Origin of the sequence: Vogesella fluminis (assembly GCF_014652335.1) — a bacterium.
Taxonomy (GTDB): Bacteria; Pseudomonadota; Gammaproteobacteria; order Burkholderiales; family Chromobacteriaceae; genus Vogesella; species Vogesella fluminis.
The window spans coordinates 1-14,601 of the sequence record NZ_BMYP01000034.1 but is presented as its reverse complement, the minus strand read 5'-3'; the positions used below and the strand labels follow the sequence as shown (position 1 = coordinate 14,601).

13 protein-coding genes and 4 tRNA genes are annotated in these 14,601 nt (G+C 62.8%); 12 read left to right on the top strand and 5 right to left on the bottom strand.

The window, feature by feature from the left end; all coding sequences use genetic code 11:
* Window positions 1-34: 34 nt before the first annotated feature.
* From aspS to IE083_RS12355, 3 genes are all read right to left on the bottom strand, one after another.
* A complete protein-coding gene (gene aspS, locus IE083_RS12365) occupies window positions 35-1,837 on the bottom strand; it encodes an aspartate--tRNA ligase (protein WP_189353967.1) in 1,803 nt (600 codons plus the stop codon).
* A 99-nt stretch (window positions 1,838-1,936) separates the two neighbouring features.
* Entirely contained in the window at window positions 1,937-2,572 is a 636-nt protein-coding gene (locus IE083_RS12360) for a DUF502 domain-containing protein (RefSeq protein WP_189353965.1), read from the bottom strand.
* A gap of 7 nt (window positions 2,573-2,579) precedes the next feature.
* Window positions 2,580-2,816, bottom strand: a complete 237-nt coding sequence (locus tag IE083_RS12355; RefSeq protein ID WP_189353964.1) for an FmdB family zinc ribbon protein — start codon at window positions 2,814-2,816, stop codon at window positions 2,580-2,582.
* 255 nt (window positions 2,817-3,071) lie between these two features.
* Between IE083_RS12355 and fabI the strand changes: the two genes are divergently transcribed.
* Genes fabI through IE083_RS12340 form a run of 3 tightly spaced genes read left to right on the top strand, consistent with a single transcriptional unit; the run spans window position 3,072 to window position 5,947 of the window.
* The gene (fabI, locus tag IE083_RS12350) at window positions 3,072-3,848 is read left to right on the top strand and encodes an enoyl-ACP reductase FabI (RefSeq protein ID WP_189353962.1); all 777 of its coding nucleotides are present in this window, start codon (window positions 3,072-3,074) and stop codon (window positions 3,846-3,848) included.
* Window positions 3,849-3,859: 11 nt separating this feature from the next.
* A complete protein-coding gene (locus IE083_RS12345) occupies window positions 3,860-4,780 on the top strand; it encodes a bifunctional enoyl-CoA hydratase/phosphate acetyltransferase (protein WP_189353960.1) in 921 nt (306 codons plus the stop codon).
* 3 nt (window positions 4,781-4,783) lie between these two features.
* Window positions 4,784-5,947 (top strand): acetate/propionate family kinase, encoded by a 1,164-nt coding sequence (locus IE083_RS12340; RefSeq protein ID WP_189353959.1) that lies wholly within the window; start codon window positions 4,784-4,786, stop codon window positions 5,945-5,947.
* A 72-nt stretch (window positions 5,948-6,019) separates the two neighbouring features.
* On the opposite strand, the gene IE083_RS12335 is transcribed toward IE083_RS12340, so the two are convergent.
* Together IE083_RS12335 and rpsT are read right to left on the bottom strand one after the other, a co-directional pair.
* Window positions 6,020-7,102: a phospholipase A gene (locus tag IE083_RS12335; RefSeq protein ID WP_229799740.1), complete on the bottom strand. Its 1,083-nt coding sequence runs from the start codon at window positions 7,100-7,102 to the stop codon at window positions 6,020-6,022.
* Between the two features lie 119 nt (window positions 7,103-7,221).
* Entirely contained in the window at window positions 7,222-7,488 is a 267-nt protein-coding gene (gene rpsT / locus IE083_RS12330) for a 30S ribosomal protein S20 (RefSeq protein ID WP_047967825.1), read from the bottom strand.
* A gap of 128 nt (window positions 7,489-7,616) precedes the next feature.
* Here rpsT and murJ point away from each other — a divergent pair, with 128 nt between their 5' ends.
* The 9 genes from murJ (at window position 7,617) to IE083_RS12285 (ending at window position 14,568) form a co-directional block, all read left to right on the top strand.
* Entirely contained in the window at window positions 7,617-9,158 is a 1,542-nt protein-coding gene (murJ, locus tag IE083_RS12325) for a murein biosynthesis integral membrane protein MurJ (RefSeq protein WP_189353956.1), read from the top strand.
* Window positions 9,159-9,243: 85 nt separating this feature from the next.
* Window positions 9,244-10,083 (top strand): NADPH-dependent 7-cyano-7-deazaguanine reductase QueF, encoded by an 840-nt coding sequence (queF, locus tag IE083_RS12320; protein ID WP_268245136.1) that lies wholly within the window; start codon window positions 9,244-9,246, stop codon window positions 10,081-10,083.
* Between the two features lie 117 nt (window positions 10,084-10,200).
* Window positions 10,201-10,277: transfer RNA gene (locus tag IE083_RS12315), tRNA-Arg, on the top strand.
* A 7-nt stretch (window positions 10,278-10,284) separates the two neighbouring features.
* A tRNA-Glu gene (locus IE083_RS12310) sits at window positions 10,285-10,359 on the top strand.
* A gap of 4 nt (window positions 10,360-10,363) precedes the next feature.
* Window positions 10,364-10,440, top strand: a tRNA-Arg gene (locus IE083_RS12305).
* Window positions 10,441-10,447: 7 nt separating this feature from the next.
* Window positions 10,448-10,522 (top strand) — tRNA-Glu (locus tag IE083_RS12300).
* Between the two features lie 211 nt (window positions 10,523-10,733).
* Entirely contained in the window at window positions 10,734-11,660 is a 927-nt protein-coding gene (gene cysD, locus IE083_RS12295) for a sulfate adenylyltransferase subunit CysD (protein WP_047967822.1), read from the top strand.
* Between the two features lie 76 nt (window positions 11,661-11,736).
* Window positions 11,737-13,170: a sulfate adenylyltransferase subunit CysN gene (gene cysN, locus IE083_RS12290; protein WP_189353953.1), complete on the top strand. Its 1,434-nt coding sequence runs from the start codon at window positions 11,737-11,739 to the stop codon at window positions 13,168-13,170.
* Window positions 13,171-13,341: 171 nt separating this feature from the next.
* Window positions 13,342-14,568 (top strand): tyrosine-type recombinase/integrase, encoded by a 1,227-nt coding sequence (locus IE083_RS12285; protein WP_229799739.1) that lies wholly within the window; start codon window positions 13,342-13,344, stop codon window positions 14,566-14,568.
* Window positions 14,569-14,601 lie beyond the last annotated feature (33 nt).

The window sequence follows — 14,601 nt, the reverse complement described above, 5'->3', positions numbered from 1 at the left end:
CTCCCGTTTGCTGTTGCTGCCTTGCGGCCAACCTTTAGACAGCCGGCTCGGCCTTCTGGCGCATGCGCAGGTTCAGTTCCTTCAGCTGCTTCTCGTCCACCGCGTTCGGTGCATTGGTCAGCAGGCACTGCGCACGCTGCGTTTTCGGGAACGCGATCACGTCGCGGATCGACTCGGCGCCGCACATCAGCGTCACCAGACGGTCGAGGCCAAAGGCCAAGCCGCCGTGTGGCGGCGCGCCGAACTTCAGGTTATCCAGCAGGAAGCCGAACTTGTTCTGCTGTTCTTCCGGGCTGATCTTCAGCGCGGCGAACACCTTTTCCTGGATGTCGGCGCGGTGGATACGCACCGAACCGCCGCCGATTTCCCAGCCGTTGAGCACCATGTCGTAGGCGCGCGCGATGCAGGCACCCGGATCGGTGTCCATCAGGTCTTCGTGGCCCGGTTTCGGGCTGGTGAACGGATGGTGGCAGGCGGTCCAGCGGTCGGCTTCCTCGTCGTGCTCGAACATCGGGAAGTCCACCACCCACAGCGGGCGCCATTCCTTGACGAAATAGCCGCCGGCTTCGCCGCGCTCGTGACCGATCTTGATGCGCAGCGCGCCGATGGCCTCGTTGACGACTTTCGCCTTGTCGGCGCCGAAGAAGATGATGTCGCCGTTGTCGGCACCGGTACGCGCCATGATTTCGTTCAGCGCATCAACCGACAGGAACTTGACGATAGGCGACTGCAGGCCGCTGCTTTCGTCGTTGGTGATCTTGCTCTTGTCGTTGACCTTGATGTAGGCCAGACCCTTGGCGCCGTAAATGCCGACGAACTGGGTGTAGTCATCGATGTCCTTGCGCGACAGCGCGGCACCGCCCGGCACGCGCAGGGCGACCACGCGGCCGTTCGGCATGTCGGCGGCGCCACGGAACACCTTGAACTCTTCGGTCTTCATCAGATCGGTCAGTTCGGTGAACTTGAGCGACACACGCAGGTCCGGCTTGTCGGAACCGTAGTAGAACATCGCGTCGTTGTAGGCCATGCGCGGGAACTTGCCCAGCTCCACCCCCATCACGTCGCGGAAGATTTCCTGCGCCATGGTTTCGGTGATGTCCATGATCTCGTCCTCGTTCAGGAACGAGGTCTCGATATCGATCTGGGTGAATTCCGGCTGGCGGTCGGCACGCAGGTCTTCGTCACGGAAGCACTTGGTGATCTGGTAGTAGCGGTCGAAGCCGGCCACCATCAACAGCTGCTTGAACAGCTGCGGTGATTGCGGCAGCGCGAAGAATTCGCCCGGATGCACGCGCGACGGCACCAGGTAGTCGCGGGCGCCTTCCGGGGTGGAGCGGGTCAGCATCGGGGTTTCGATGTCGATGAAGCCCTGCTTGTCCAGGTGGTTGCGCACACCCATCGCCACCTTGTAGCGCAGGCGCAGGTTCTTCTGCATCGCCGGACGGCGCAGGTCGATCACGCGGTTGGTCAGGCGCACGTTCTCGGACAGGTTCTCGTCGTCGATCTGGAACGGTGGCGTGGCCGCGCTGTTCAGTATCTCGATGTTTTTAGCCAGGATCTCGATCTCGCCGGAGATCATCTTGCTGTTGGCGGTGCCGGCCGGGCGCTCGCGCACGATACCGGTGATCGCCAGCACGAATTCGTTGCGGGTGCTGTCGGCGGTCTGGAACGCGTCCGGGGTGTCCGGATCGATCACCACCTGCACCAGGCCTTCACGGTCGCGCAGGTCGATGAAGATCACGCCGCCGTGGTCGCGACGACGATGGGCCCAGCCCTTGACCGTAACGGTCTGGCCGAGAAATTTTTTATCAATCAAGCCGCAGTAGTCGGTTCTCATGCAGAAGCCTTTTAGCCTTAAATTTCGAAGATTCTTTTAATAAAAACAAAGGCAGAGGCGGGACGAGCGGCCTCTGCTGAGTGCAATCAATCACGCATTTTACTTGCGTTTTTCACTATCGGGGGTACCGGGTGCGACAACGCCCATGGAAATGACGTATTTCAGTGCCGCGTCCACCGACATGTCCAGTTCGCGCGTGTCCTGCTTCGGCACGATGATGAAGTAGCCGGAGGTCGGGTTCGGTGTGGTCGGCACGTAGACACTGATGAACTCGCCCTCGCCCAGCTGCTGCTTGACCTCGCCGGAAGGGGCGCCGGTCTGGAAGGCGATGGTCCATGCATTCTGGTGCGGAAAGCGTACCAGCAGCGCCTTGCGAAAGGCCTGGCCGGAGTCGGACAGCAGGGTGTCGCTGACCTGCTTCACGCTGTTGTAGATGGTTTTCACCACCGGCGTGCGCGTCAGCACCAGCTCCCACAGATCGAGCAGGCGCTGGCCCAGCACGTTGGCCGCCATGAAGCCGGTGCCCAGCAGCACCGCGAACGCCAGCACCACGCCGAGGCCGGGGATGTCGAAGCCGAACAGGCTTTCCGGACGCAGGCCGCGCGGCAGCAGGTTGATGGTCTGGTCCAGGGTGCCGATGATCAGGTTCAGCACCCACAGCGTAATGGCAATCGGCAGCCAGATCAGCAAACCGGCAATCAGGTAGCCGCGCAGCGTCATCTTGATATGTTTCATCGGTATGTCAGGCACATCCGCCACTTCCGCAGCCGCCACTGCCACAGGCCGGGGCGCCGCCGCTGTTCTTGAAATCGGTGACGTACCAGCCGCTGCCCTTGAGCTGGAAGCCGGCCGCAGTCAGTACCTTGCCATAGCTCTGGCTGCCGCAGGACGGGCAAACGGTCAGTGCCGCATCGCTCATCTTCTGCAGATGTTCGTTCTGCACGCCACAGGTATCACAACGGTATTCATAAATCGGCATGTTTTAGTGCTCCACAAACAAAGACAATGACATAATGCGACCGGATATTGCAGCGCAGCAGCACGGCTGCAATCCACGCCCCGCAACATAATGGGGCCACAACTGCCGGCGATCAAGTAGTACACCAGGCAAACCGGCGATTATATCCGACTGCCGGAGCGAATGGAAAACGCGCACGTCACCGCATTGCAACATCACGGCGCGATGCTTTGCCGCCAGCGCCATCCTTACCCTAGTTAACAGGAGTTGATCAGCATGAGCCCATCCCACCTGCCGCTGGCCGGCAAACGCGGCCTGATTGTCGGTATCGCCAACGAACACAGCATTGCCTACGGCTGCGCCAGGATCATGCGGGAACAGGGTGCCGACGTCGCCATCACCTACCTCAACGACAAGGCGGAAAAATTCGTGCGCCCGCTGGCCGAAGGGTTGGCCGCAACACTGATCCTGCCGCTGGACGTACAGACGGACGGCCAGCTGGAGCAGGTGTTCGCTGCGATCGGCGAAACCTGGGGCCAGTTCGACTTCGTGGTGCACTCCATCGCCTTCTGCCCGATGGACGACCTGCACGGCCGCGTCACCGACTGCTCGCAGGGCGGCTTCCTGCAGGCGATGCGCGTGTCCTGCTACTCCTTCATCGAGATGGCACGCCTGGCCGAGCCGCTGATGAAGCACGGCGGCGCGCTGATCACCATGAGCTATCACGGCGCCGACAAGGTGGTCGAGAACTACAACATCATGGGGCCGGTGAAGGCAGCACTGGAATCCAGCGTGCGCTACATGGCGCACGAGCTGGGCCCGAAAGGCATACGCGTGCACACCATCTCGCCCGGGCCGCTGAAGACCCGTGCCGCCAGCGGCATCGCCCACTTCGACCAGCTGATCGACGACGCCATCGCCCGCGCGCCGCAAAACCGCCTGGTCGATATTGAAGATGTCGGCAATGTGTGCGCCTTCCTGGTCTCCGACGCTGCCCGCGCGCTGACCGGCGAGGTCACCTATGTCGATGGCGGCTTCAACATCATGGCCTGAGGACTGACATCATGATCCGCGACACACACGCCTTTAACGACATCATCAGCCAAGCCACCGCCAACGGCCCGCAGCCGATGGCGGTGGCCCATCCCTGCAGCCCGGAAGCGCTGCTGGGCGCAGCCGAAGCCGCCGAGCACGGCATCGCCACCCCGATCCTGATCGCACCGCGCGCCAAGCTGCTCAAGCTGGCTGCCGGCATGGACATCGACCTTACCCGCTTCGAGCTGATCGACGCCGAGCACAGCCACGCCGCTGCCGAACGCGCGGTGGCGCTGGTGCGCGATGGCCGTGCCGACAGCCTGATGAAGGGCAGCCTGCACACCGACGAGTTCATGAGCGCGGTGCTGGACCGCAACAAGGGCATCCGTACCGACCGCCGCATCAGCCACGTGTTCGTGATGAAGGTGGAAAGCTACCCGCGCTACCTGTTCATCACCGACGCCGCCATCAACATCGAGCCGGACCTGATGACCAAGCGCGACATCTGCCAGAACGCCATCGACCTGACCCGCGCCCTCGGCGTGGCAGAGCCCAAGGTGGCGATCCTGGCGGCAGTAGAGACCATCAATCCGGCAATGCGCGCCACGCTGGATGCGGCGGCGCTGTGCAAGATGGCCGACCGCGGCCAGATCCGCGGCGCGCTGCTCGATGGCCCGCTGGCCTTCGACAATGCCATCTCGCACGCGGCGGCCAACACCAAGGGCATCGAGTCGGCGGTGGCCGGCGAGCCCGACATCCTGTTGGTGCCGGACCTGGAATCGGGCAATATGCTGGCCAAGCAGCTGACCTATCTGGCAGCCGCCGCCAGTGCCGGCATCGTGATGGGTGCCCGGGTGCCCATCGTGCTGACCAGCCGTGCCGATGATGCGGCCGGACGGCTGGCCTCGGCGGCGGTGGCCAACGTTTTTGCCGCCTGCAGAAAAGGATAAGCAATGGGCAAGGCTCTTATCGCCGTCAATGCCGGCTCCGCCACGCTGAAATTCCGCGCCTACCAGCCGGACGGCGTGCAACTGCTGGCACGCGGCCTCGTCGACCGTTTCGGTGCCGCCGGCGCCAGCCTGGAGCTGGACTACGGCGGCCGCCAGACGCGGGTGACGCTGGCCGGCAGCGGCCGCGACGAGGCGGTGGCGGCCGTGCTCAACGTCCTCGCCGACAAGGGGCTGGAAGCGGTAGCGGTGGCGCACCGCGTGGTGCACGGCGGCGACCGCTACACCAGCCCGGTGGTGCTGACCCCGGAAGTGGTCGACCACCTGGCGGAGCTGATCCCGCTGGCCCCGCTGCACCAGCCGGCCAGCCTGGCCGTGATGAGCGCCTTTGCGCGGCTGGACAGCAAGCTGACCCAGATCGCCTGCTTCGACACCGCCTTCCATTGCGGCCAACCCGAGGTCGCCACCCGCTTCGGCATCGCCCGCCACTGGCATGAACAGGGTATCCGCCGCTACGGCTTTCACGGCCTGTCCTACGCGTCCATCGCGCGACGGCTGGGCGACATGGCGCTGGCCAGCCAGCGCGTGGTGGTCTGCCATCTCGGCAGCGGCGCCAGCGCCTGCGCCATCCACGACGGCCGCAGCATCGCCTCCAGCATGGGCTTTTCCGCGGTCGATGGCCTGATGATGGGCAGCCGCCCCGGCAACCTCGATCCGGAGGTGGTGCTGTACTGGCTGGAACACGAAGGCATGGACATCGCGCAGGTGCGGCAGGAGCTGTACAAGCGCAGCGGCCTGCTCGGCGTCTCCGGTCTGTCCGCCGACATGCGCGAGCTGCTGGCCAGCAAGGAGCCGGCGGCAAAAGAAGCGATCGAGCTGTTCTGCTACCGTGCCGCGCGCGAAGTGGCGTCGCTGGCCACCGCGATGAAGGGGCTGGACGCGGTGGTGTTCACCGCCGGCATCGGCGAACGCTCGCCGGAGATCCGCGCCCGCATCCTGAAGCAGCTGTCCTGGCTCGGCTTCGAGGTCGACCTTGCGGCCAACCTTGCCCGCTCGCAACGCATCACCACCCCGCATAGCACCCGCCACGCCTATGTCATCGCCACCGACGAGGAAGGCGAAATGGCGCGCGAGGCCGCCGCGCTACTCAGCGGCGACGTGCAGCTGTAAGCCCGCACCCAGATAAAAGCGGCGGGCGACGGATCACTCCGCCGCCCGCCGCTTGCGTTCTGCCATCGCGCCTCAGTTGGCCAGCCAGTCGGTCAGCATCAGGCCGATACCGACCCCGCGCGAATGGTGGTTGTAGTCGAGCAGGCTTTCGCCGTAGCCGGAAAAGCCCTGCACATAGCCGCGCAGCCGCCCGGCCACCGGGAAGGTCCAGTCCAGCTGCAGCGCACCCTTGCCGTGCAGCGGGTTGTAGCGCACGCGGCCGCCGAGGGTGTGATCGTTCCAGCGGTATACCGCCTGCACGTCGCCGCGGCCCATGTAGCGGGTGATGTCCGGATTGTCGTCGGTGGCGCGGGATTCCGGCAGCCGGTACCACCAGCGCCCGGTCAGGCTGAGGTTGCCCTTCTCCGCACCGGCCATCACATAAACCCGGTTCCAGCTGCGCGACAGCGGGTCGGTCTGGCCGTTGGACTGGTGCACCACGCCGACCCCGGCCATGCGCAAGCGCCAGCCCTGCCACGTCCAGTGCGCCGGCAGCGGCGTGGTCAGCATCACTTCCGGCTCGTAGTCGGTCTCGCGGAACGGGGACGACTGCCCCTTGTTGTACATCTGCCAGTGCGACTGCTGGGTGTAGCCGAACCACAGGTCGGCCGGCGTGCCGAGCACGTTCTGCCACAGCTTGCTCTTGAACGACAGCTGGTACTTGGTTTCGACATTGTTGAGCTTGGTGCCGAACAGGCGCACCGGTTCCTGCGTCGGCGACGACGGCTGCGAGTTGGGCGAGAACAGCTGCCACAGCGGCAGGATGTAGGTCGGCTGGTGCGCACGCAGCACGAAGGTGCCCAGCTTGTTGTCCTCGTCCAGATCCCACTGCCGGGCCAGGCCCGAGGCGGAGAAGCGCGGCGCGGGCGGCGCCGTGGCGGCGTCGGCCGTCAGCGGCGCCGCGTCCAGCTGCGGCAGCTCGTTTGCGGCCAACGTTGTCGCCGGCGGCGGGCTTGCCGGTGCGGCCGACAGCTCCGACGGCAGCAGCAACGGCGCCGGTGGCAGCAATGCGTCAAAACAGGCCAGGCGCTCGGCGTCCGCCAGGATGGCGCGGCAGTGCCGGAACGGTGACAGCAACTCGTCGGCATGGACTTGACTGGCTAACAGCAACAACACTGGCGGCAACAACTTCATCGACTCACCCGCAATTCAGAAACAAAGCACGGTAGACCACGCAGAAACGCAAAAGGCTCCGCGTTTGCGGAGCCTTTGCGTATTCTTGCGTCAAACCCGGATCAGGCAGCCATGGCCTTGATGTGGGCAGACAGACGGCTCTTGTGGCGAGCGGCCTTGTTCTTGTGGTACACGCCTTTGTCAGCCAGACGATCAATCACTTTAACGGAAGCGAGGAACACAGTGTTTGCTACTGCCTTGTCGCCGGCTTCGATTGCTTTGATCACTTTCTTAACGGCGGTACGGAAGGCCGTACGCAGGCTTGCGTTGTGCGCGCGCTGCTTAAGGGCCTGGCGTGCACGCTTGCGAGCTTGTGCGCTATTAGCCATGGAATTCTCCTGATGAGCTGAATCTGAAACGGCGGATTTTAAGGCCTAAGATCACGTTTTGCAACAACAATACCTCCCGCGTAAACTACGGCCCTCGATAAAAGCGTCATCAACCCGTTCGGTAAAGCATGAATTTACTCAAAGCACTGGCAAAAGTCAGCAGCATGACCCTGGTTTCGCGCGTGCTCGGCTTCGTGCGCGACGCCATCATCGCGCGTGTTTTCGGCGCCGGCATGGCCACCGACGCCTTCTTTGTCGCCTTCAAGCTGCCCAACCTGCTGCGTCGCATTTTCGCCGAAGGCGCGTTCTCGCAGGCCTTCGTGCCGGTGCTGGCGGAGTACAAGGAGCAGCGTGGCGAAGCGGCCACCCGGCTGTTCCTGTCGCACGTCACCGGCACCCTCACCATCGTGCTGACGGCGGTGACCGCGCTGGGCATGTTGGCCGCACCGTGGATCATCTGGATCTCCGCCCCCGGTTTTGCCGACGATGCCGGCAAGATGGCGCTGACCAGCGACCTGCTGCGCATCACCTTTCCTTATATCCTGTTCATTTCGCTGTCGTCGCTGGCCAGCAGCGTGCTCAATACCTGGAACCGCTTCTCGGTGCCGGCGTTCACGCCGACGCTGCTGAACGTGTCCTTCATCCTGTGCGCGCTGCTGCTGACCAAGTACTTCCACCCGCCGGTGCTGGTGCTGGGCTGGGCGGTGTTCATCGGCGGCATCGCGCAGCTGGCCTACCAGCTGCCGCACCTGAAGAAACTGGACATGCTGCCGATGCCAAGACTGGCGCTGCGCGATGCGGCGGTGTGGCGCGTGGTGCGGCAGATGGGCCCGGCCATTCTGGGGGTATCCATCGCGCAGGTGTCGCTGGTGATCAACACCATCTTCGCGTCTTTCCTCGCCTCCGGCAGCGTGTCGTGGATGTACTACGCCGACCGGCTGATGGAATTCCCCACCGGCGTGCTGGGCGTGGCACTGGGCACCATCCTGCTGCCCTCGCTGTCCAAGTACGCCGCGCGCGGCGACGAGGCGCGCGAGGAATTCAGCCACCTGCTGGACTGGGGCATCCGCCTGTCGCTGCTGCTGGCAGTGCCGTCGGCGGTGGGGCTGGCAGTGCTGTCCAAGCCGCTGATCGCCACCCTGTTCATGTACGGCAAGTTCAATGCCCACGACGCGCTGATGACGCAGCAAGCGCTGATCGCCTACGCGGTCGGCCTCACCGGCCTGATCGTGGTAAAGGTGCTGGCGCCCGGTTTCTACGCGCGGCAGAACATCAAGACCCCGGTAAAGATCGGCATCACCACGCTGATCGCCACCCAGCTGATGAACCTGGTGTTCATCGGCCCGCTGGCGCACGCCGGCCTGGCGCTGTCCATCGGCCTCGCCTCCTGCCTGAACGCCGGCCTGCTCTACTACCAGCTGAAGAAGCACGGCATCTATCAGCCGGATGCTGGCTGGGGCGGTTTCATCGCCAGGCTGCTGCTGGCCTGCGCGGTGATGGCCGGCGCGCTACTGGCCATCCAGTACGGTTTCAGCATCGACTGGCACGGCCGCAGCTGGCAGCGCGCGCTGTGGCTGACGCTGCTGGTGCTGACCGGCGCCGGCGCCTACTTCGGCAGCCTGTTCGCCATGGGCATGCGCCCGCGCCAGTTCATGCGCCGCGCACTATAACGATAACGCCACCCCGTCGATACACGGGGCGGCAGCCAGTCTTGCGGCCAACCTTGTCGGTTCGGCCGCAGCATGAGGAATGACCATGAACCCGACTTACACCCCGGAATTCTCGCCCTTGGGCAAGAAGGCGGACTATCAGGACCACTACGACGCCAGCCTGCTGTTCCCGATCGCGCGCCAGCAAAAGCGCGACGAGATCGGCGTCGTCGAGTGCGCGCTGCCGTTTGCCGGCGTGGACCTGTGGACCGGCTACGAAGTGTCGTGGCTGAGCGGCAAGGGTAAGCCGCAGGTAGCCATCGCCACCTTCCGCATCCCGGCCGACAGCCCGCGGCTGATCGAATCCAAGTCGTTCAAGCTGTACCTCAACAGCTATAACCAGACCCGCATCGCCAGCTGGCAGCAGGTGGCGGCGCAGCTGGAGCTGGACCTGTCCAACGCCGCCGGCGGCAAGGTGACGGTGAGCCTGCTGTCACCGGCCGAGTTCGGCCGCGAGCGGATCGTGGAGCTGGCCGGCGAGAGCATCGACGAGCTGGACATCGAAGTGGACAACTACGCCCCCTGCCCGGACGCGCTCCAGGCCGATGCGGCCAACGTGGTCAGCGAGGTGCTCACCTCGCAGCTGCTGAAATCCAACTGCCTGGTCACCGGCCAGCCGGACTGGGGCAGCGTCGCCATCAGCTACACCGGCCCGCAGATCGACCGCGAGACGCTGCTGCGCTACCTGATCGGCTTCCGCCAGCACAACGAATTCCACGAGCAGTGCGTGGAGCGCATCTTCGTCGACGTGCTGCGCGCCTGTGCGCCGAGCAAGCTCACCGTGTACGCGCGCTACACCCGCCGCGGCGGGCTGGACATCAACCCGTGGCGCAGCAACGACCCGGCCGCCGTGGTGCCGGACAACACCCGTACCGCACGGCAATGACACATTGCCGCCGCACAAGGCACGGCCGGCAAAAGAAATTGCCGCCCTTGGCTTGACAGGCGGCGGCGGCATCCGTATAGTTCGCGTCTCTCGCAAGCGACAGCAAACGAGAACAGTGCACCCGTAGCTCAGTTGGATAGAGTATTTGGCTACGAACCAAAGGGTCGGGCGTTCGAATCGCTCCGGGTGCACCATCACAGCGTCCCTATAGTTTAGCGGTTAGAACACTGCCCTTTCACGGCGGCGGCCGGGGTTCGATTCCCCGTGGGGACGCCAAGTTGCACCCGTAGCTCAGTTGGATAGAGTATTTGGCTACGAACCAAAGGGTCGGGCGTTCGAATCGCTCCGGGTGCACCATCACAGCGTCCCTATAGTTTAGCGGTTAGAACACTGCCCTTTCACGGCGGCGGCCGGGGTTCGATTCCCCGTGGGGACGCCAGATTCAGTAAAAACACCACCTTCGGGTGGTGTTTTTGTTTCCACCTCGATATTCCCGCCTTGCCATTCTTTTTGCTCTCGATATCGCATATTGATATATAAAATCAGTCTTTCTGGCTGCGTCCGCGCTCCGGTACAGTTCAACTGTCGGAATCCCCGGCACGGCAGGGACGCTGCCGACGATGCCAACAGCCAGAGAATTGAGCGCAAAGATGAATATCAGTCAGGAGAGGCTGACTCACCTCAAGCAACTTGAAGCCGAGTCCATCCACATCATCCGTGAAGTCGCCGCCGAGTTTGACAACCCGGTGATGCTGTACTCCATCGGCAAGGATTCGGCGGTGATGCTGCATTTGGCACAAAAGGCCTTTGCCCCCGGCCGCCCGCCGTTCCCGCTGATGCACGTGGATACCACCTGGAAATTCCAGGACATGATCGCGCTGCGCGACAAGCAGGCGAAGGAATACGGCTGGGACCTGATCGTCCACGTCAACCAGGAAGGCGTCGACGCCAACATCAATCCGTTCACCGCCGGCAGTGCCAAGCACACCGACGTGATGAAGACCGAAGGCCTGAAGCAGGCGCTGAACAAGTACAAGTTCGACGCCGCCTTTGGTGGCGCCCGCCGCGACGAGGAAAAATCGCGCGCCAAGGAGCGGGTATACTCCTTCCGCGACAAGAACCACCGCTGGGACCCGAAAAGCCAGCGTCCGGAACTGTGGAACATCTACAACGCCAAGATCAACAAGGGCGAGTCGATCCGCGTGTTCCCGCTGTCGAACTGGACCGAGCTGGACATCTGGCAGTACATCTTCCTCGAGAACATCGAGATCGTGCCGCTGTACTTCGCCGCCGAGCGCAAGGTGATCGAGCGTGACGGCACGCTGATCATGATCGACGACGAGCGCATCCTGCAGTACCTCAGCGACGAGGAAAAGGCGAAGATCGAGACCAAGAAGGTCCGCTTCCGCACCCTCGGCTGTTATCCGCTGACCGGTGCGGTGGAGTCGGAAGCCACCACGCTGGCGGAAGTGATCCAGGAAATGCTGCTGACCAAGACCTCCGAACGCCAGGGCCGCGTGATCGATCACGACTCCTCCGGCTCGATGGAGAAGAAGAAGATGGAAGGCTATTTCTAAGCCGCCCTCTCCCCCTACCGAATGTTCAAAGGTTGGCCGCATGCGGCCAACCTTGCTGATGCAAGGCACGACGCTCATGGCACACCAATCCGACCTGATCGCCAGCGACATCCTGGCGTACCTGAAGCAACACGAAAACAAGGACCTGCTGCGCTTCATCACCTGCGGCAACGTCGACGACGGCAAATCCACGCTGATCGGCCGCCTGCTGCACGACTCCAAGCTGATCTTCGAAGACCAGTTGGCGGCGATCCAGCGCGACTCGAAAAAGTACAACACCACCGACGAGGAGATCGACCTCGCCTTGCTGGTGGACGGCCTGCAGGCCGAGCGCGAACAGGGCATCACCATCGACGTCGCCTACCGCTACTTCAGCACCGACCGCCGCAAGTTCATCATCGCCGACTGCCCGGGCCACGAGCAGTACACCCGCAACATGGCCACCGGCGCCTCCACCTGCAACCTGGCGGTGATCCTGATCGACGCCCGCTACGGCGTGCAGACCCAGACCCGCCGCCACAGCTACATCGTCAGCCTGCTGGGCATCAAGCACGTGGTGGTGGCCATCAACAAGATGGACCTGCTGGACTTCGACGAGGCGGTGTTCAATCGCATCCGCGACGAGTACCTCGCCTTTGCGGCCAACCTCGACATCGCCGACATCCGCTTCGTGCCGATCTCGGCGCTGCGCGGCGACAACGTGGTCACGGCCAGCGAGCGCACGCCGTGGTACGGCGGCCAGACGCTGATGGGCATCCTCGACAGCGTCGAGATCGACCACGACGTGGCGCAGAGCGCCTTCCGCCTGCCGGTGCAGTACGTGAACCGCCCGAACCTGGACTTCCGCGGCTTCTGCGGCACCGTGGCCAGCGGCGAGATCCACCCCGGCGACCGCATCGTCGCGCTGCCGTCCGGCAAACAGAGCACGGTGGAAAGCGTGGTGGTGTACGAGGGCAAGCTCGACATGGCACGCAGCGGCCAGGCCATCACCCTGACGCTGGCCGACGAGATCGACATCTCGCGCGGCGACATGATCGTGCGCGCCGACGAGACGGCGCCGACGGTCAGCCAGGCGATCGAGGCCCTCCTGGTGTGGATGGACGAGAACCCGCTGGTGGTAGGCAAGGACTACGGCTTCAAGCTGGCCGGCAAGAACGTCACCGGCCGTGTCGAGCGCATCGTGCACCGCGTGGACGTCAACACGCTGGACGCCTTCGAGGCGGAAAAGCTGCAGCTGAACGAGATCGGCCTGGTGCGCATCGCCTTCACCGCGCCGGTGGTGTTCGACGCCTATAAAGACTGCCGCGCCACCGGCAGCTTCATCGTCATCGACCGCCTGTCCAACGGCACCGCCGGCGCCGGCATGATCCGCGGCGCGGTAGCAGCGGACAGCGCCAGCCAGGACCAGAGCGACCTCGCCCGCCTGCGCGCGTTCGAGATCGAGTTCAACGCGCTGGTGCGCAAGCACTTCCCGCACTGGGACGCGAAGGATATTTCAAAGTTGTTCTAGGTTGTCTACGTTGGCCTATTTTTCAAGGCCAATAGAGAGATTAGTGTCCATGATAGTCTCTTGACAACCAATCACATCTACACAAAAACGTACCCCCATTTGTACCCCCATGCTATGTTACGGGGGAACAGATGGGGGTACTTCTTTATGGCAACAGATAACAGCACTGGCATGGCACTGCTCAAAGACATCCAGTGTCGCAATGCCCAGCTCGAAGTAGGCAAGACGGAGTCAAATCTTCGGGATGGTCGCGGACTCTGGCTAGTCATCACAGCAGAGCGCAAACGCTGGCGTTTTGTCAGCAGCCTCTACGGCAAAAGAATCAAGATATGGCTTGGCGACTATCCACAGCTTGGACTGAAGCAAGCACGTCTGGCTGCGGACGTGTGTCGTGAGAGCATCAGGCAAGGCAAAGATCCAGCCATAGAACGCAAGCTAAACAAAGAGGCAGGCAAACGTGCCCAAGAGTCCACGTTTGAAGTGGTTGCCCTGGAATGGCTAGAAGAACACTGCCGGGTGAAGAACATTAAACCCGTCACCAGTACACGAATTGCCAGCCAGTTGCGTAAACATATCTTTCCCCACATCGGCCGGCTTCCCGTTGAAACACTGAACGAGGCATTACTACGCAAGCCTGTAGATCAACTGAGCAAGCAAGGACACCAGCAGACAGCTGCTCGCGTGCTACAGCACATTAGCAGCGTGATGAAGCATGCCAAGCGTACCAGCCGTATTCAGCATGATCCGGTATCCAGCCTTACTGGCCGCAATGGTATCTTGCCGGTGATCGTCAGCACCCCCAAGGCGGCCCTACCCCTAGAAAGCATGCCACAGCTACTGCAAAAACTGCGTTCTGTGGATTGCCTGCTGATCATCAAACTCTTCCTGCGCTTTGCCTTGCTGACAGGTGCCAGATCATCCGAGATCCGCTTTGCACGCTGGGAGGAGTTCAACCTAGAAGAAGGTTTGTGGACTATCCCCCCAGAGCGCGACCCCATAGAAGGTGTAGCCTATAGCTATCGCGGGGAAAAAATGGGCCGGCCTCGCATGATTTTTCTGAGTCGCCAGGCCATAGAGGTAATGCAGCAGGTGCAGGGATTTAACGAACATGCCACCTTCGTCTTTGCCGGTGGCCGTATTGGCAGTCCGGTTTCCAATACAGGCATCAACAACGCCATCCGTGCTATGGGCTACAGCACCGGTACTGACCAATGCCTCCACGGTTTCCGCACCACCATGACATCCGCCCTCAACGAAGCCATGCGCTTTCACCGTGACGCCATCGAGCTACATATCGGCCACGCCGCCAAGAATGACAAAGGCGACTTGGCACCTTCCGCCAAAGCCATCCGCGATCTATACAACCGCAAGGCAGAGGGTGTGCAGAATTTTGTGTAAACGGACCATTGGCGGGAAACTGCCAAATTGTCC

Excerpts from the sequence above, each read along its gene's own strand:
- aspS (WP_189353967.1), bottom strand. The coding sequence starts at position 1,837 with ATGAGAACCGACTACTGCGGCTTGATTGATAAAAAATTTCTCGGCCAG.
- IE083_RS12360 (WP_189353965.1), bottom strand. The coding sequence starts at position 2,572 with ATGAAACATATCAAGATGACGCTGCGCGGCTACCTGATTGCCGGTTTG.
- IE083_RS12355 (WP_189353964.1), bottom strand. The coding sequence starts at position 2,816 with ATGCCGATTTATGAATACCGTTGTGATACCTGTGGCGTGCAGAACGAA.
- fabI (WP_189353962.1), top strand. The coding sequence starts at position 3,072 with ATGAGCCCATCCCACCTGCCGCTGGCCGGCAAACGCGGCCTGATTGTC.
- IE083_RS12345 (WP_189353960.1), top strand. The coding sequence starts at position 3,860 with ATGATCCGCGACACACACGCCTTTAACGACATCATCAGCCAAGCCACC.
- IE083_RS12340 (WP_189353959.1), top strand. The coding sequence starts at position 4,784 with ATGGGCAAGGCTCTTATCGCCGTCAATGCCGGCTCCGCCACGCTGAAA.
- rpsT (WP_047967825.1), bottom strand. The coding sequence starts at position 7,488 with ATGGCTAATAGCGCACAAGCTCGCAAGCGTGCACGCCAGGCCCTTAAG.
- murJ (WP_189353956.1), top strand. The coding sequence starts at position 7,617 with ATGAATTTACTCAAAGCACTGGCAAAAGTCAGCAGCATGACCCTGGTT.
- queF (WP_268245136.1), top strand. The coding sequence starts at position 9,244 with ATGAACCCGACTTACACCCCGGAATTCTCGCCCTTGGGCAAGAAGGCG.
- cysD (WP_047967822.1), top strand. The coding sequence starts at position 10,734 with ATGAATATCAGTCAGGAGAGGCTGACTCACCTCAAGCAACTTGAAGCC.
- cysN (WP_189353953.1), top strand. The coding sequence starts at position 11,737 with ATGGCACACCAATCCGACCTGATCGCCAGCGACATCCTGGCGTACCTG.
- IE083_RS12285 (WP_229799739.1), top strand. The coding sequence starts at position 13,342 with ATGGCACTGCTCAAAGACATCCAGTGTCGCAATGCCCAGCTCGAAGTA.